The following is a 15,654-nucleotide window of genomic DNA, read 5'->3' as shown; positions in this document are numbered from 1 at the left end:
AGAGGAGGACGTGCGTGGTAGGTGTGGATTTGGAAATTCAGCAGTGGCTTTCTCAGCACCGGACGCCGGTGCTGACGACGGTGGCACGGTGGGTCATGGATGCCGGGATGAGCGGCGCGGGCGTGGTTGCGGTGGGCGTGGCAGGGCTGGTGGTTGTGGTCATGAAACGCTGGTGGTGGCAAGGGATTACGGTCGGCGTGTCGGTGGTGGCGGCGCAGGCTGCGGCCAGGGCGCTGAAGCAGATGATCCAGCGGGGGCGTCCGTCGGGGGATCTCACGGTTGTTCAGGTTGGTGCGTTTTCGATGCCGTCGACCGTGGCTGCGATGACGGCGGCTGTCGCGGTCGCCGCGTATCTGGTGCTGCCCTGGCCGGCGGAACGGCGGCGCTGGGTCGCGGGACTGCTTGCCGCGTGGCTGGTATCGATCGGCGTCGCGATGGTTTATCTGGGGGCGCACTGGGCGACCGATGTGGTGGCCGGATGGGGTGTGGGGGCCGGAGTCGCCGGAGTTGTCGTGAGTCTGGCGCGAGTCGCCGCATCGAATGTCCGCGTAGACGGCGGGCAGGACGCTTCGGCCAGGGCCTGAGCCCGTCCGGCCTGCGGATATCAGAGATGCCACACCCGGCTGTCGATGAAGGACCGCCAAGCCTCCTCCGGGAACCAGAGTTCCGGGCCTACAGCCTTCGAGTCGCGGACGCCCACCTTCCCATCGCCGAGAAAAACCTCGACGCACTGTTTGGCGGCATCCGACCTGCTCGACTTGTACCACGTGCCGGTCAGCGGGAGCTTCGTCACAGCGCGTACTCCTTCGCGCGCCCGAGCACCAGCTCTCTGGTGTCCGTCTCCGACAACGCTACCGCCCGCATGGACGCGACCGCGCGCCGATATCGGTCGATCTCCGTGGCACGTTCGTGGTAGAGACTGCCGATCGCGCCCTCGACGAAAACGACTGTGGGCAAGGCTGTTCCGCTCGAACCGTGCGGGAATTCGAGCAGGGTGAAGGGCTGGATCGTGAGGCCGCGGTGCGGGCCGGCCGACCATGGGATGGCGCGAATGCTGATGTTCTCCCGTTCACCGATCTCGGCGAGCCAGCGCAACTGGGCCGCCATTGCCGCCGGAGTGGCCGGGCAGTGACGCAGAACGGCCTCGGAGATCAGCGCGTCGAGACGAAAGCCGGGCTCGCTCAGGCGAACTTGCCGGCGCGCGGTGAGTTCCAGCAGGCGTTCGACATTCACGGCCGACAGATCCGGTTCGTCGATCCGGATGATCGCGCGCCGGTAGTCGGGAGTTTGCAGGAGGCCGGGCACGATGACCGGCTGATGGACGAGGACTCGATTCGCCGCTCCCTCCAGGCGGAGGAATCGGGGAAAAGCCGGGACGACCTGATCGGTGTAGGCCTTCCAGAAGCCCTTCGAGTTCCCTTGCGCTTTGGCCATTTTGTCCTGTTCGGCGAGCTCCGACCACAGCCGGAGCGCCTCGTCACGAACCTCTGCCGACGCCCCGTAGTTGGCGAGCAGAAGTTTGATCAGCGGCCCGGTGAGTTTGGTGGGACTCCCCTCCTCCATTCGCATGATGACCTGCCGGGACACCTCGAGGCCCGCCGCGGCGGCGAGGAGCGTCTGATGTGCGTCTTCACGTACTCCGCGCATGAAGTTCCCGAAATCCATGCGAGAGACCGTCAATTCAGTCATTTCCTAGCCTCGCTATCAGGGAAATGTCCGCCACGGACACCGCCGAGACGGACTTTCATCGTATTTCGTGAAATGTCCGCGAGGGACTCACTCCGGCAACGCGTTTGGATGTCTACTTATCACAGAGCGTTCAGCAAATCAGATTCGACCGCAGGTTCATTCGCAATCCGAAGAAACAGTGGGAGTCGTAATGCCTTGGGATGCTTGGGTTTTGTCGCTGATGACCGTTTTGGGCGGAATATTGCTCGCCGCTTGCCTCGTCGAAGACATCAGGAGTTCCGCCGCTCGCCGCGCACGGGCGGGGCGGCACCGTGCGGAGCGGCGACAGGCGAGGAGCTGAGCCCCAGCGATGACGCCGGACACGCCACAGCCGGAGGTAGTCGGATACCTCCGGCCGGGCGGGTCAGGAGGGTTGCGAGCCGTTGAGCGAGCCGCCCGCGTGGGCGAACTCGGTCAACTGGCCGGCGAGAGCATCCGGGACGCGGGCGTGGACCCGGGTGCCGGACTCCTGGTGTTCGGAGCTGAGGATCTTGCCGTCGGCGTGGATGCGGGCGAGCAGGTCGCCGCGGGTGTACGGCAGCAGGACGCTGACCTCGACATCCAGACCGCCGAGGATCTGGCCCAGGAGGTCGCGGAGCTGGTCGAGACCCTCGCCGGTGCGGGCCGAGACGAAGGCCGCGTCCGGCAGCCAGCCGCGCAGCTGGGTCAGCTCCAGCGGATCGAGCGCGTCGATCTTGTTGACCACCAGGAACTCCGGCGGCGCGGGCAGCTTGGACTCGCGCAGCACGTCGGTGATGACCTCGCGGACCGCCTTGATCTGCTGATCCGGCAGCGGGTCGGAGCCGTCGACCACGTGCAGCAGCAGGTCGGCGCCCGTCACCTCTTCCAGGGTGGACCGGAACGCCTCGACCAGCTGGGTGGGCAGGTGGCGCACGAAACCGACGGTGTCGGTGAACACCACTTCGCGGCCGTCCTCCAGGGCGGCGCGGCGGGTGGTCGGATCCAGGGTGGCGAACAGCGCGTCCTGCACCAGGATTCCGGCATCGGTCAGCGCGTTCATCAGCGACGACTTGCCCGCGTTGGTGTAGCCGACAATGGCCACCTGCGGGATGCCGCTCTCCGAACGCTTGGCGCGCTTGGTGTCACGGGCGGTCTTCATTTCGCGAATCTCGCGGCGCAGCTTGGCCATTCGCTCACGAATGCGGCGACGGTCGGTCTCGATCTTGGTCTCACCGGGACCACGCAGACCCACACCGCCATTGCTGCCGGCGCGACCACCGGCCTGCCGGGACATGGACTCACCCCAGCCGCGCAGCCGCGGCAGCATGTACTCCATCTGCGCGAGCGAGACCTGCGCCTTGCCTTCGCGCGAGGTGGCGTGCTGGGCGAAGATGTCCAGGATCAGCGCGGTGCGGTCGATGACCTTCACCTTCACGACCTTCTCCAGCGCGGTCAGCTGCGCGGGGGTCAGTTCACCATCGCAGATGACGGTGTCGGCGCCGGACTCGAGAACGATGGCGCGTAGCTCCTCGGCCTTGCCGGAGCCGATATAGGTGGACTTGTCGGGACGGTCGCGACGCTGGATCATCGCGTCGAGCACCTCCGAACCCGCGGTCTCGGCCAACGCGGCCAGCTCGGCCATGCTCGCCTCGGCCTGCGTGGCCGTGCCCTCGGTCCAGACGCCGACCAGCACCACGCGCTCCAGGCGCAGCTGCCGGTACTCGACCTCGGTGACGTCGGTGAGTTCGGTGGACAGACCCGCGACACGGCGCAGGGCGCTGCGGTCCTCGAGCTGCAGTTCACCTACCGTCGGCGCGGCCGACCAGCCGTTGCGGCCGGTCTCGGTGGCGTCGTTGATCTCCTCGTCGAGGTCTTCGGCGGGAGTGAACTCATACGTTTCTGGCTTACTCATACACCTCCATGTTCCCACGTCTCAACGAATGACCGCATTCGGTTATTTCGCGGCGAAGCGTTCCCCGGCTCGCGAGATGACATCGTCGAGGACTTCGCGGGAGCGCAGGAGGTCGGCAATGGTGCGGTCGATGCGGTCGCGTTCGGCAACCAACTCGTCGACGAGCTCGGGCGTGGCTCGCTCGTTGGCGCCGCCGTCGGTGTCACGCATGCAGGGCAGGATCTCGAAGATCTTCTTGCTGTTGAGGCCGGCGGCGAAGAGTTCCTGGATGTGGATGACGCGGTCGACGGCGAGGTCCGGATAGTCGCGCTGGCCACCGGGGGTGCGGGCGGCGACGAGCAGGCCCTGCTCCTCGTAGTAGCGCAGCGATCGTTCGCTCACGCCGGTGCGTCTGGCCAGCTCACCGATTCGCATGCGGCACTCCGGATTCCGAGGCTTGCACCTCACATCAATGTCAGGTTCTACCTTACGGGCATGACGAACACGGACCTCTTCGACACCGGCCGGATCGGCCGGCTGGAACTCCCGAACCGGCTGGTCATGGCCCCTATGACCCGCAATCGCGCCGCCGCCGACGGGACCCCCACCGAGCTCATGGCGACCTACTACACGCAGCGCGCGGGAGCGGGACTGATCATCGCCGAGGCGGCCACCCCGAACCCGGCCGGGCTGACCTACCCGAACATCCCTGCCCTCTACACCGATTCGCACCTCGCCGGCTGGCGGCGCGTCACCGACTCGGTGCGGGCCGCGGGCGGGCGGATGTTCCTGCAACTCCAGCACGGCGGGCGGGTCGGGCACCCGGACAACAGCGGACTGACCCCGGTCGCACCCTCGCCCATCCCACTGCCGGAGACCATCCACACACCGTCCGGCCAGCAGGAGGCGGTGACTCCGCACGAGCTCACCCATGACGAAATCCAGCACACCATCGCCGATTTCGCGACGGCCGCCCGCAAGGCGGTGGCCGCCGGATTCGAGGGCGTCGAGATCCACAGCGCCAACGGCTATCTGCTGCACCAGTTCCTGTCGGGCAATACCAATCACCGCACCGACGCGTACGGCGGCTCGATCGAGAACCGGATCCGGTTCACCCTCGAGGTGGTGGACGCGGTGATCGCGGCCATCGGCGTGGAGCGGGTCGGGGTGCGGATCGCACCCGGCGTCACCGTCAACGGCATCGCCGAAACCGATACCGGCGAGCTGTATCCGGCACTGGTCGCGGCGCTGGCGCAGCGCCATCCGGCCTACCTGCACGTGGTGTTCGCGGACCCGGAGAGCGCGCTTTTCCAGCAGATTCGGAGCCTGTGGCCGACCACGCTGATCGCCAATCCGAACCTCGGCTGGGGCATCCCGCTGCCCGCCGACGGCGGCGCCGCCGCGGCCCGCGCGCTGCTCGCGGCGGGCGCGGACCTGGTGTCACTCGGCCGGTCGTTCCTGGCCAACCCGGATCTGGTGGACCGCCTGCGGATCGGTGCGCCGCTGAACCCGGTGCGCGACGCACATCTGATGTATGTCGGCGGCGCAGCGGGCTACACCGACTATCCGGCACTCGAATCCGCCGCCGACGCGGCGCTCGGCACCACTGCGGCGTGATCAGCGGGTCAGGCGTCCTGCCACCACTTGGCCGCGATGCGGCCCGTCGCCACCAGCTCCGACGGGCCGCGCAGCCAGGCCGCCCCGTTCTCGATGCCGACGGTCACCACGCCGCCGGGAATGCGGACCTTCACATGCCCGACATCGGAGGCCAGGTCGAAGCCGTCGCGGGCCAGGGCGGCGGCCGCCGCGGCCACGGTTCCCGTTCCGCAGGAGCGGGTTTCGCCGACGCCGCGCTCGTAGACGCGCATGTCGACGCCCCGCTCACCGTCCGAGCCCACGGCCAGCGCGGTGAGGATCTCGACGTTCACGCCGTTCGGGAACAGGGTGTGGTCGAAGCCCGGCAGCTGCTCGAGGTTCAGTTCGGCGAGCGCGGCCGTGGTCAGGTCCGGGTCCACGCAGGCCAGGTGCGGATTGCCGACATCGATGCCGAGGCCGGTGAATTCGCGTCCGCTCACCGTCGCGGTCGAGACGCCGAGCGTCTTCACCCGGCCCATGGCCACGGTCACCTCGCCGTGCACGGGATCGGCGTGGTGCACCACCACCGGCCGCGCGCCCGCGCGCGAACCGACCACGAATTCCGCGCTCTTCTCCATCCCGGTCGCGACCAGGTAATGCGCGAACACGCGCACCCCGTTGCCGCACATCTCGGCGATGGATCCGTCCGCATTGCGGTAGTCCATGAACCAGTCCCCGGCGCTGACGCCCTCGGGCAGCCCGGCCAGCACACCGGTTTCGATCAGCGCGCCCGCGCGCGCGACCCGCAGCACCCCGTCCGCGCCGAGCCCGCGCTGCCGGTCGCACAGCGTGGCGACCCGGGACGGCGTGAGCTCCAGCCACGCGTCCGGGTCGGGCAGCACCACGAAATCGTTCTGGGTGCCGTGGCCCTTGCTGAATTCGATGTCAGCGGCGCTGTTCTCGGTCGTCATAGTCCTCACCGTAGCGCCCGGCGCTGCCGGGATATTTCGTAGAGGGCCACCGCGGCCGCCGCGGGCGCACCGAGGGTGCCGTCGGTCGGGATGCAGATCAGCTCGTCGCACACCTGCCGCCAGGCGGGGGCGAGCGATTCGCTCTCGTCACCCAGGACCAGGACGGTGCCGCCGTCGAACTCGGCGTCGTCGAGGGCCAGGCCGCCGTGGTCGTCACTGCCGACGATACGGGTGGCGACGCCGCGGGCCCGCTGCCGGTCCCGGAACGCGCCCACCTGCGCCGGGCCCGAGGCGCGCAGCACGGGGACGGCGAAGAGCGCGCCGTCGGAGGCGCGCACGCTCTGCGGGTCGTAGTGGTCCACGCCGGAACCGGTCACGATCACCCCGCCCACCCCGAACGCCGCCGCCGAACGGATGAGCGCCCCCAGCCGGATCGCCGACGCGGGCCGGTCGATGACCACCACGCTGGCCGGATCCTCCGGCGTGCCCGGCGCGAAATCCTCCAGCTCGGGCCGCTGGGCCACCGCCACCGCCACCAGTTCCGGCACCGGCTCACCGAGTTCGGCCAGCCCGGCCATCACCTCCGGCACCAGCCCGACACTGGGCACGCCGCTCGAATCGAGCACCTGCCGCGCCCACGGCGACGGCTCGGGTAGCCGGTACACGAGAGTCTCCAGCGGCCAACGGCATTCGAGGGCGCGGCTGATGGGCCGCATGCCCTGCACCAGGAATCGATTGTCCCGGATCCGGGCGGCACGGGTGGTCAGGTAGGCCTGCCACACCTGAACCGCCGCGGTGCGAGTGTTCGCGCGACGCGTCACTGGGGTTCCTGTTCGTCCCTCATCGGTGAGGAGTTGACGAGGGCCAGCGCGGTGTCCGCCAAGGCGGGATCCGCGCCGTCCACCCATCGCACCCGCTGGTCTCGACGGAACCACGAACGTTGTCGCCGGACATAGCGCCGGGTGCCGATGAAGGTGCGCTCCTGAGCTTCGTTCAGCTCGTATTCGTTGTCCAGGAAATCGAGGACTTGCGCGTAACCGATGGCGCGCCGGGCGGTTTGGCCGTGGCGCAGGCCCAGCGCGATGAGGCCCTCGACCTCCGCGACGAGACCGGACTCGAACATGGTCGCGGTGCGCACCTCGATGCGGGCATCCAATTCGGCCGTGTCGCGATCGACGCCGATAATGACCGTCCCCCACCGTGGTTCACCGATCTGGGGCGCCGAGGCGGCGAACGGCTCACCGGTCAGCTCCACCACCTCCAGCGCGCGCACCATGCGGCGGCCGTCGGTGGGCAGGATGGTCTGCGCGGCCACCGGATCGGCCCGCTTCAATGCCTCGTGCACGGCGACGGTGCCGCGATCGGCCAGCACCGCTTCCCATTTGGCGCGGATCTCCGGGTCGGTGGCCGGGAAATCCCAATCGTCCAGCAGCGCTTGGACATACATCATGGAGCCGCCGACGATGACCGGGGTGCGCCCGCGCGCCATGATGGCCTCCACATCGGCGCGGGCCGCCGCCTGATATGAGGCGACGGTGGCGGTTTCGGTGATATCGAGGACGTCGAGCTGGTGGTGCGGGATGCCGCGGCGTTCGGACACCGGCAGTTTGGCGGTGCCGATGTCCATGCCGCGGTAGAGCTGCATGGCGTCGATATTGACGATCTCGCCGTCGAGCCGCTGCGCCAGATCCAGGGCCAGATCGGATTTCCCGGTGGCGGTGGGGCCGACCACGGCGATGGGCCGGGTCATGTGGCGGCTCCGCCGCGTTCACGCGGACGCCACACGCTGACGTGGTAGGCGACGCCGAACGGGGCTGCGGCGTAGAGGGTTTCGACGCCGGGGTCGGCGGAATCGGTGCCGAACAGCCCGGCCAGCACCTGGTAGGCGGGACGGCCCTGCACCTCGATCTCGGCGCACAGGCGCGTGTCCAGGGCGGCCAGGGCCTGCCGGTCCCCTGCGCTCAGCGCCCGGTCGATGGCCTCCTGCACGCCCGCGGCGCGCTCGTCCAGATAGCGGGGGGCCTTGAGCGACAGGGTTGCCGCGCCGTCGCCGACGACCAGCACGGCGATCGGTTCCGGCTCGGCGTCGAGGTCGGCCCGCAGCTGCCGGCCGAAGGTCAGGCTCTCGTCGACGGAGGCATCGGCCGAGATCAGACGGCATTCGGCGGTGGCCTCCGGCGCGACCTGCTCGCGCAGCCAGCCCGCGATCAAGGCCGGCAGCGGCAGCATCGGGTCCGCGACACGCTCGGCAACCACCCCAGACAAACCGACACGCAGGTCCACCCCGTATCCCCGGAATGTGCCCACCGCATCGGAACCGATCACGCGGCCGGAATCGCCGCCGCCGGAATCCTCCTCCGGCTCCGCCACGCCGACCACGATCCACCGCGACGCGCGGGCCGCCAACTCCCCCGCGGCCCGCAACACCGCAGCTCGCAGCTCCGCGACCGTTCCTTCGGCCGACGCACCGGCCGCGCCCCCGAGTTCGGGCACCAGCACGGGCGGCGAAGGGACCAGTGACGCAACACAGAACACGCCGACAACCGTAGCGCTAACGCACCTCACCAGCCCCACCCCCACCGATCGCCGCGCCGCCGAAGCGGGCTCAAAGACAGCATTTCCCATCTCAGCCTGGTTGAATGGGATGAGCTAGACCGATGAGCTAGGGCGTAACCAGGCAGCCGTGACGCGCGGCAGGGACGAGGAGCAATGACCGACAACAACGGAAACGAGAAGGCTACCCACCCGGAGTCGACCCCGACGCCCAAGCCCGGCGCGCCGATGCCCACCCCGAGCGAGGGCGCCAAGCCATCACCGGCGGCCGCCACCGCACCCCGTCCTGGGGGCCCGCGCCGCAAACCCGAATCCCCCAAACCCCATGCCGTCAAGCCCGCGCCCGGTGCGGCGGCACACCATCCTCATCCGGTCGTCGTACCGAGCGTGAGCGACCCCAGCCAGTGGGGAAGGGTCGACGACGACGGCACCGCCTGGGTGAAGACCGCCGACGGCGAACGCGTCATCGGCTCCTGGCAGGCGGGTGACGCCGCCGAGGGTCTGGCCCACTTCGGCCGCCGCTACGACGATCTGGCCACCGAGGTCGCCTTGCTCGAGGCCCGGCTCGCCGCCGGCACCGATGCCCGCAAGACCAAGACCGCCGCCACCGCGATTGCTGAAACGTTGCCAACGGCCGCAGTCATCGGCGATATCGATGGGTTGACGGCCCGGCTGCAGGCCATCATCGAACACTCCGACGAGGCGGCCGCGCACGCCAAGGAGGAGAAGGAACGCACCCGGCACGAGCAAACCGAGCGCAAAGAAGCCCTGGCCGCCGAGGCCGAGCAGATCGCCAACGACTCCACCCAGTGGAAGGTCGCCGGTGACCGGCTGCGGGAGATCCTGGACGAGTGGAAGACCATCCGCGGCGTGGACCGCAAGGTCGACGACGCGCTGTGGCGGCGCTTCTCCAAGGCCCGCGAGGCCTTCAACCGCCGCCGCGGCGCTCACTTCGCCGAACTCGACCGGGAGCGTGCCGCCGCCAAGGGCCGCAAGGAAGAGCTCTGTGTCCGCGCCGAGGAGCTGTCGGGTTCGACCGACTGGTCCGGCACCGCGGCCGTCTTCCGCGACCTGCTGACCGAGTGGAAGGCCGCCGGCCGCGCCCCGCGCGAGGCCGACGAGCAGCTGTGGCGTCGGTTCAAGGCCGCGCAGGACGTCTTCTTCGCCGCCCGCAATGCCGCCGCCAGCGAACGCGACCACGAGTTCGAGGAGAACGCGTCCGCCAAGGAAGCGCTGCTGCACGCCTACGAGCACATCAACCCCGATGCCGACCTGGACGCCGCCCGCAGCGCCCTGCGCGAGCTGCAGGAGAAGTGGGACGCCATCGGCAAGGTCCCGCGCGAGCGCATGCACGATCTCGAATCGCGCCTGCGCGCCATCGAGAGGAAGGTCCGCGAGGCCGTCGACGCCCAGTGGCGTCGCACCGACCCCGAGGCCATGGCCCGCGCCGCCCAGTTCCGCGAGCGCGTCGCCCAGTTCGAGGAGCAGGCCGCCAAGGCCCAGGCCGCCGGCAAGACCCGCGACGCCGAGAAGGCCCTCGAACAGGCGAAGCAGTGGCGCGAGTGGGCCGAGGCCGCCGAGGGCGCGGTCAGCCAGCGCTGAGCTGATCGCCTGGGTTCCCTTGTCGCCCAGGCGATCAGCATCCCGGGCGCGCGGTCGTGATCAGGCTCGGTGCATGGCACCGAGTCGCGAAGAGCTGATCGCGCACCTGGTGACCACCGGCATGGCCGGTCGGGTCGACCGGCCCTGACCCCCCGATGCCGAATCTGGTTGTGGCCGACCATGGTTGGTGTGGTGGCACAGCCATCCGCGGCCGGGGCTTCAGTTGAGCTGGGCAGGGGCGGGTTCGGTGATGATCTCGTGGCGGGTGGGGCGGTGGGAGCGGCGGTATTCGCTCGGGGGGAGGCCTACTTCGCGGTTGAAGTGGGTGCGGAGGTTGGCCGCGGTGCCGAGGCCGCAGCGGGCGGCGACGACGTCGACGGGGAGGTCGGTGAGTTCGAGGAGTTCGCGGGCTCGGATCAGGCGTTGGGTGAGCAGCCACTGGAGCGGGGTGCCGCCGAGTTCGGCGTGGAAACGGCGGGCCAGGGTGCGCTCGCTGAGGTTGGCATGGCCGGCGAGATCCGCGACGGTCAAGGGGTGTTCGAGATTGGTGAGAGCCCATTCGAGGGTGGCGGCGAGGCCGGTGTCGGTGGGCTGGGCGGGGACCGGGGACTGCAGGTATTGGGCCTGGCCGCCGGCGCGGTGCGGAGACACGACCAAATAGCGGGCGGCGGCATTGGCGGCCTGGGAGCCGAGGTCCTTGCGGATCAGGTGGATGCACAGGTCCATGCCGGCCATGGTGCCGGCGCTGGTGAGGATGCGGCCGTCGTCGATGTAGAGAACGCCGGGGTCGATGTCGAGGTGGGGGTGGCGCTCGCGCAGGGCGGCGATGTGCCGCCAGTGGGTGGTCATGCGGCGGCCGTCGAGCAGGCCCGCGGCGGCCAGCACGAAGGCGCCGGTGCACAGCGAGGCGATGCGGGCGCCGCGCTGGTAGGCGGCGCGGACCGCCTCGACCAGGTCGGCGGGCGGGTCCTCGCGGACGTTCGGGGTGGACGGCACGATCACGGTGTCGGCGCGGATCAGGTCGTCGTAGTCGTGATCGGTCAAGGCCACGAAGGGATCTCGCAGCGTGGCGTGCCGGGTGTCGCGCGGGCCGCAGAGCTGGAAGTCGTACCAGGCGGCGGGGTCGACGCCGAGAGGCGGCTCGTAGAAGACCTGGTACGGGATGGCCACCTCGAAGATCGGCATGCCGGGCGCGACGGCGACGGCCAGGGTTCCGGGACCGGTCGATTCCATGGCTCGAATCTAACGCCGCAGCGTGTCAGAAATCTAGCGCAGTGTGGCATTCCTGCCACTCGTGGATCGTGCTGCCGCTTCGCATAGTCGAAGACATGACCACGACGACCGACGCCACAACCGCACTCCCCCAACCGGATACGGCTCCCGACCCGCGCCGATGGCGGGTGCTGGCGATTGCCGCGATCGCCCAGTACCTGGCCATCCTGGATCTGTTCGCGGTCATCGTCGCCTTCCCGGCGCTGCAGCAGTCCTTCGGTCACGCCTCGACCGGCGCGGTGTCGTGGACGTTGAACGCGTACACCATCGTCATGGCCGCCCTGCTGGTTCCGGCCGGCCGGTTCGCCGACGACACCGGCCGCAAACGCGGATTCCTGCTCGGTATAGCGCTTTTCGGGCTGGCGTCCATCGCCTGCGGCCTCGCCCCGAACCTGGCCGTGCTGATCGTGGCCCGCGTGCTGCAGGCCGCGGCCGCCGCCCTGCTCATACCGACCGGGCTCGGCCTGGTGCTGCCGGTGTTCCCGAAGCGCGAGCACGCCACGGTCATGGGCATCTGGACCGCGATCGCCGCGGCGGGCGGCGCGAGCGGCCCGGTCATCGGCGGACTGCTGCTACAGGCCGGCTGGCGCTGGATCTTCCTGCTGAACGTGCCGTTCACGGTGGTGGCCTTCGCCTTCGGGCTGCGCGTGCTGCCCGATATCCAGCAGCGCGCCAGCCGGCGGCTGGACCTGCTGGGCGCGGCGCTGATCCTCGGGGCCACCGCCGCCTTCACCACGGTGTTCGTGCAGGCCACCGACTGGGGCTACACCGCCCCGGGCACCCTGGGCTGCCTGGTCGCCGCCCTCGCCCTGACGGCCCTGTTCGTCCGCCACGTCCGCCGCCACCCGGACCCGGTAGTGAGCCCGATCGTGTTGCGGCACCGCCTGTTCCGCACCGCCACCCTCGGCGTCTTCTGCTACTACCTGGCCTTCGCCGCCATGGTCCTGGAGGCCACGCTGTTCATGACCGAGGAGTGGCGGTATTCGACCCTGTGTGCCAGCCTGGGCGTGGCGGCCATGCCGATCAGCTGCCTGCTGCTGTCGCCGCTGTCCGGCCGCTTCGTCGCGCTGGTCGGGGCGCGCGCCTCGGCGGCGCTGGGCGGGGCGGCCATCGCACTGGGCTGCGCCTGGTGGGTACTGGCCAGCGGCTTCTCGAATTCCTATGCGGTGGTGATGGTTCCGGGCGCGATCCTGGCCGGGGCCAGCACCGCGCTGCTGCAACCGCCGCTGTTCGGCGCCTCGACCCTGCTGCCCGCCGACCAGATCTCGCTCGGCTCCGGGACCCTGATGATGGCCCGCCAGACCAGTTCCGCCCTCGGCGTCGCCATTCTGACCGCCATCCTCGGCGACGCCGCCCACCGCACCATGACCGAGTTCCGCACGGGCTGGCTGTACATGGTCGCGGCGGGCCTGGCGGCCATGGTCGCCGGACTCGCCTACCGCCCCGACCGCGCCGCCGCCTGACCTCGCCCGTGGTACGAAAAAGGCCCGGTGGCAACCGCATTCGGTTGCCACCGGGCCTGGAGCGGTTGCTCAGTCCTCGCCGAAGAGGCGGCGGCGCTGCTGTTCCTCGGCCTTGGCCTCGGCCAGGCGGCGCTGTTCCTCGGCGGCCAGCTGCACGGAGGTGCGCGCCCACACCACCCGGACCCAGTGGAAGGTCAGCACCACGATGGCGATGGTGGCCACGATCAGGCCGATGCCCGGGCCCGCACCGTGGTAGTTGCCGAGGCCCGGGGTCTGGCGGTGCCAGATGGACAGCACGCCGAACACGCTGCCGATGGCCGACCCCGCGACCGCGATCCAGGCCAGCAGCCAGCGGCGGGTGATGAGCGCCAGCACCGAGAACCCGATGCCGAACACCACGACGAACCAGACGAAGACCCGCGAGGGCAGGCCGATGTGGTCGGCCTGGGCGACCGTGTCGTACAGCAGCACGTCGAAGCCGCGGGTCTTGCCCGCGTGCGGCAGCACCAGCGAGGCGAGCAGCACGAACACCGAACCGGCCACGACCATGGCGCGCATGCCCGGGTCGATCTCGCCGGCGATCTTGCGTTCGACGGCCTCGAGGTCCGCGCGGAACTGCTCGAAGTCCTGACTGTTCTCGGCGGCCTGCATGCTCTCCTCGTTCGCCTCGGGCGTCGGTTCCGACGCCGGTTCCGATTGTGCTGCTTCGTCTTTCGGATGCTCCGGCCGGTCACGAGGCTCGTCCGGGCCGGTGGGCTGCTGCTCGGTCATACCACTCGAGATCCTTGCTGACGGCTAGCGCTCCCGCGCCGGGGATGTGGTCAGGCGGTGTGCGAGGAGTACCCGTGACAGGTCGATCCCTCGCACGTACCCCAGCGATCCTGCCCTATGACGCTGTGTAGTTGACAGCGACCCCACCATTCGCCGCCCGAGGTGGCGCCGACCGGCCCGGTAGCCGCGCGACGGACTACTCGCCGCAGGCCGGTCCGCAGCCCGCGGCCGCGGTCTCCACCACGACCGGCGCGCCGATGCTCGGCAGGCCCAGGCCGACGCCGATCGGCGCGGTCTTGGGGGTGACGCCACGCTCGTGCGCGTCCCCGGCAGGGGTGCGGCGGTGCGTCAGCACCTTGCCGTCGGCGATCAGGTAGTGCGGTGCCGCACCGGTGACATCGACGGTGATCACATCGCCGGGCCGAATCTCGTTGCCGGGAGCCGGATCCACCGGCGGGCGGAAGTGCACGAGCCGGCCGTCGCGGGCGCGACCGGACATGCGCGCGGTCTTGTCGTTCTTCTTGCCCGCGCCCTCGGCGACCAGCAGCTCGACGGTCGAGCCGATCAGCGCCTGATTGCCCTCCAGTGAAATCTGCTCCTGCAGCGCGATGAGCCGGTCGTACCGTTCCTGCACGACCTCCTTCGGCAGCTGATCGGGCATGGTCGCCGCGGGCGTGCCGGGCCGGATGGAGTACTGGAAGGTGAAGGCGCTGGTGAAACGCGCCTGCCGCACCACATCCAGGGTGGCCTGGAAGTCCTCCTCGGTCTCGCCCGGGAAGCCGACGATGATGTCGGTGGTGATGGCGGCGTGCGGCATGGCCGCGCGCACCTTCTCGATGATGCCGAGGAACTTGGCGCTGCGGTACGAGCGGCGCATGGCCTTGAGCACGCGGTCCGAACCGGACTGCAGCGGCATGTGCAGCTGCGGGCAGACATTCGACGTCTCGGCCATGGCCTCGATGACGTCGTCGGTGAACTCGGCCGGGTGCGGGGAGGTGAACCGCACCCGCTCGAGACCCTCGATGTTTCCGGTGGCGCGCAGCAGCTTCGCGAAGGCGCCACGGTCGCGCTGCTCCTCCGGATCGGCGAAGGAGACGCCGTAGGAGTTGACGTTCTGACCCAGCAGCGTCACCTCGAGCACGCCCTGCTCGACCAGTGCCTGCACCTCGGCGAGCACGTCGCCCGGACGCCGGTCGACCTCCTTGCCGCGCAACGCCGGAACGATGCAGAACGTGCAGGTGTTGTTGCAGCCCACCGAGATCGACACCCAGCCCGCGTACGCCGACTCGCGCTTGGCGGGCAGCGTCGACGGGAACGCCTCCAGCGATTCGATGATCTCGACCTGAGCCTGCTCGTTGTGGCGGGCCCGCTCCAGCAGCACCGGCAGCGAGCCGATGTTGTGGGTGCCGAACACCACATCCACCCAGGGCGCCTTCTTGACCACGGTGTCGCGGTCCTTCTGCGCCAGGCAGCCGCCGACGGCGATCTGCATGCCCGGGCGGTCGGCCTTGATGGGCGCGAGGTGTCCGAGGGTGCCGTACAGCTTGTTGTCGGCGTTCTCGCGCACCGCGCAGGTATTGAAGACGACCAGGTCAGCGGTATCACCGGCCACGGCCTTGACGTAACCGGCGTCCTCGAGCAGACCCGAGAGGCGCTCGGAGTCGTGCACGTTCATCTGGCAGCCGTAAGTGCGTACCTCGTAGGTCCGGGCCGGGGAATTCACCCAACCAGGGTAATAGGTGCCCGGCGCAGGCCATAAACCCCGTCCGCGCCGGGTGACCCGAGGATCGCGGCGGCCGGGTGTACGCCCGGACGGATGGTCGTCGAATTGTCGGCGAATCATCGTCCGACCGGGCGATGGTGGTCT

Annotated in this window: 15 protein-coding genes; 4 read left to right on the top strand and 11 right to left on the bottom strand. The window is 69.7% G+C overall.

Annotated elements, in window-relative coordinates; genetic code table 11:
* Positions 1 to 14 precede the first annotated feature (14 nt).
* A complete protein-coding gene (locus ACFXIV_RS26885; RefSeq protein WP_379398721.1) occupies positions 15 to 584 on the top strand; it encodes a phosphatase PAP2 family protein in 570 nt (189 codons plus the stop codon).
* Between the two features lie 20 nt (positions 585 to 604).
* Here the strand turns inward: ACFXIV_RS26885 and ACFXIV_RS26880 are convergent, their stop codons facing one another.
* The 4 genes from ACFXIV_RS26880 to ACFXIV_RS26865 all read right to left on the bottom strand — a co-directional run bounded on the left by ACFXIV_RS26880 (position 605) and on the right by ACFXIV_RS26865 (position 4,015).
* Entirely contained in the window at positions 605 to 793 is a 189-nt protein-coding gene (locus tag ACFXIV_RS26880; RefSeq protein ID WP_379398719.1) for a DUF397 domain-containing protein, read from the bottom strand.
* The gene (locus tag ACFXIV_RS26875; RefSeq protein WP_379398717.1) at positions 790 to 1,689 is read right to left on the bottom strand and encodes a DUF5753 domain-containing protein; all 900 of its coding nucleotides are present in this window, start codon (positions 1,687 to 1,689) and stop codon (positions 790 to 792) included. Before ACFXIV_RS26875 ends, ACFXIV_RS26880 begins: the two co-directional genes overlap by 4 nt.
* Before the next feature lie 403 nt (positions 1,690 to 2,092).
* The gene (gene hflX, locus ACFXIV_RS26870; RefSeq protein ID WP_379398715.1) at positions 2,093 to 3,601 is read right to left on the bottom strand and encodes a GTPase HflX; all 1,509 of its coding nucleotides are present in this window, start codon (positions 3,599 to 3,601) and stop codon (positions 2,093 to 2,095) included.
* A gap of 42 nt (positions 3,602 to 3,643) precedes the next feature.
* Complete coding sequence (locus tag ACFXIV_RS26865; RefSeq protein WP_379383957.1) at positions 3,644 to 4,015, bottom strand: MerR family transcriptional regulator; 372 nt, start codon at positions 4,013 to 4,015, stop codon at positions 3,644 to 3,646.
* A gap of 60 nt (positions 4,016 to 4,075) precedes the next feature.
* On the opposite strand from ACFXIV_RS26865, the gene ACFXIV_RS26860 reads away from it, so the two are divergent.
* A complete protein-coding gene (locus tag ACFXIV_RS26860; protein WP_379398713.1) occupies positions 4,076 to 5,197 on the top strand; it encodes an alkene reductase in 1,122 nt (373 codons plus the stop codon).
* 8 nt (positions 5,198 to 5,205) lie between these two features.
* Here ACFXIV_RS26860 and dapF read toward each other — a convergent pair whose 3' ends face one another.
* The 4 genes from dapF to ACFXIV_RS26840 are packed head-to-tail and all read right to left on the bottom strand — an operon-like array spanning position 5,206 to position 8,661.
* Complete coding sequence (gene dapF, locus ACFXIV_RS26855) at positions 5,206 to 6,126, bottom strand: diaminopimelate epimerase (RefSeq protein WP_379398711.1); 921 nt, start codon at positions 6,124 to 6,126, stop codon at positions 5,206 to 5,208.
* A gap of 5 nt (positions 6,127 to 6,131) precedes the next feature.
* Positions 6,132 to 6,947 carry a TrmH family RNA methyltransferase gene (locus ACFXIV_RS26850; RefSeq protein ID WP_379398709.1) on the bottom strand — a complete coding sequence of 272 codons (816 nt, stop codon included), beginning with the start codon at positions 6,945 to 6,947 and terminating at the stop codon, positions 6,132 to 6,134.
* Positions 6,944 to 7,876, bottom strand: coding sequence for a tRNA (adenosine(37)-N6)-dimethylallyltransferase MiaA (gene miaA, locus ACFXIV_RS26845; RefSeq protein ID WP_379398708.1), 933 nt, complete (start codon positions 7,874 to 7,876; stop codon positions 6,944 to 6,946). The genes ACFXIV_RS26850 and miaA overlap by 4 nt, the downstream gene beginning before the upstream one ends.
* Entirely contained in the window at positions 7,873 to 8,661 is a 789-nt protein-coding gene (locus ACFXIV_RS26840) for a hypothetical protein (RefSeq protein WP_379398706.1), read from the bottom strand. Before ACFXIV_RS26840 ends, miaA begins: the two co-directional genes overlap by 4 nt.
* A gap of 174 nt (positions 8,662 to 8,835) precedes the next feature.
* Between ACFXIV_RS26840 and ACFXIV_RS26835 the strand changes: the two genes are divergently transcribed.
* A complete protein-coding gene (locus ACFXIV_RS26835; RefSeq protein WP_379398704.1) occupies positions 8,836 to 10,281 on the top strand; it encodes a DUF349 domain-containing protein in 1,446 nt (481 codons plus the stop codon).
* A gap of 219 nt (positions 10,282 to 10,500) precedes the next feature.
* Here the strand turns inward: ACFXIV_RS26835 and ACFXIV_RS26830 are convergent, their stop codons facing one another.
* Positions 10,501 to 11,514 carry a GlxA family transcriptional regulator gene (locus ACFXIV_RS26830; RefSeq protein WP_379398702.1) on the bottom strand — a complete coding sequence of 338 codons (1,014 nt, stop codon included), beginning with the start codon at positions 11,512 to 11,514 and terminating at the stop codon, positions 10,501 to 10,503.
* A 95-nt stretch (positions 11,515 to 11,609) separates the two neighbouring features.
* Between ACFXIV_RS26830 and ACFXIV_RS26825 the strand changes: the two genes are divergently transcribed.
* Complete coding sequence (locus tag ACFXIV_RS26825) at positions 11,610 to 13,016, top strand: MFS transporter (protein ID WP_379398701.1); 1,407 nt, start codon at positions 11,610 to 11,612, stop codon at positions 13,014 to 13,016.
* 69 nt (positions 13,017 to 13,085) lie between these two features.
* Here ACFXIV_RS26825 and ACFXIV_RS26820 read toward each other — a convergent pair whose 3' ends face one another.
* Entirely contained in the window at positions 13,086 to 13,667 is a 582-nt protein-coding gene (locus tag ACFXIV_RS26820; protein ID WP_379398793.1) for a hypothetical protein, read from the bottom strand.
* 316 nt (positions 13,668 to 13,983) lie between these two features.
* Complete coding sequence (gene miaB, locus ACFXIV_RS26815; protein WP_379398699.1) at positions 13,984 to 15,630, bottom strand: tRNA (N6-isopentenyl adenosine(37)-C2)-methylthiotransferase MiaB; 1,647 nt, start codon at positions 15,628 to 15,630, stop codon at positions 13,984 to 13,986.
* Between the last annotated feature and the right edge of the window lie 24 nt (positions 15,631 to 15,654).

The sequence above is a fragment of the Nocardia sp. NPDC059236 genome, from assembly GCF_042754085.1.
GTDB lineage: Bacteria > Actinomycetota > Actinomycetes > Mycobacteriales > Mycobacteriaceae > Nocardia.
The sequence above is the reverse complement of the archived record's forward strand: the minus strand, read 5'-3'. Positions and strand labels throughout refer to the sequence as shown.

What these genes read in the sequence shown, in the direction of transcription:
- ACFXIV_RS26875 (WP_379398717.1), bottom strand. Translation starts at nt 1,689, where the DNA reads ATGACTGAATTGACGGTCTCTCGCATGGATTTCGGGAACTTCATGCGC.
- hflX (WP_379398715.1), bottom strand. Translation starts at nt 3,601, where the DNA reads ATGAGTAAGCCAGAAACGTATGAGTTCACTCCCGCCGAAGACCTCGAC.
- miaA (WP_379398708.1), bottom strand. Translation starts at nt 7,876, where the DNA reads ATGACCCGGCCCATCGCCGTGGTCGGCCCCACCGCCACCGGGAAATCC.
- miaB (WP_379398699.1), bottom strand. Translation starts at nt 15,630, where the DNA reads ATGATTCGCCGACAATTCGACGACCATCCGTCCGGGCGTACACCCGGC.
- ACFXIV_RS26865 (WP_379383957.1), bottom strand. Translation starts at nt 4,015, where the DNA reads ATGCGAATCGGTGAGCTGGCCAGACGCACCGGCGTGAGCGAACGATCG.
- ACFXIV_RS26860 (WP_379398713.1), top strand. Translation starts at nt 4,076, where the DNA reads ATGACGAACACGGACCTCTTCGACACCGGCCGGATCGGCCGGCTGGAA.
- ACFXIV_RS26830 (WP_379398702.1), bottom strand. Translation starts at nt 11,514, where the DNA reads ATGGAATCGACCGGTCCCGGAACCCTGGCCGTCGCCGTCGCGCCCGGC.
- ACFXIV_RS26825 (WP_379398701.1), top strand. Translation starts at nt 11,610, where the DNA reads ATGACCACGACGACCGACGCCACAACCGCACTCCCCCAACCGGATACG.
- dapF (WP_379398711.1), bottom strand. Translation starts at nt 6,126, where the DNA reads ATGACGACCGAGAACAGCGCCGCTGACATCGAATTCAGCAAGGGCCAC.
- ACFXIV_RS26820 (WP_379398793.1), bottom strand. Translation starts at nt 13,667, where the DNA reads ATGCAGGCCGCCGAGAACAGTCAGGACTTCGAGCAGTTCCGCGCGGAC.
- ACFXIV_RS26835 (WP_379398704.1), top strand. Translation starts at nt 8,836, where the DNA reads ATGACCGACAACAACGGAAACGAGAAGGCTACCCACCCGGAGTCGACC.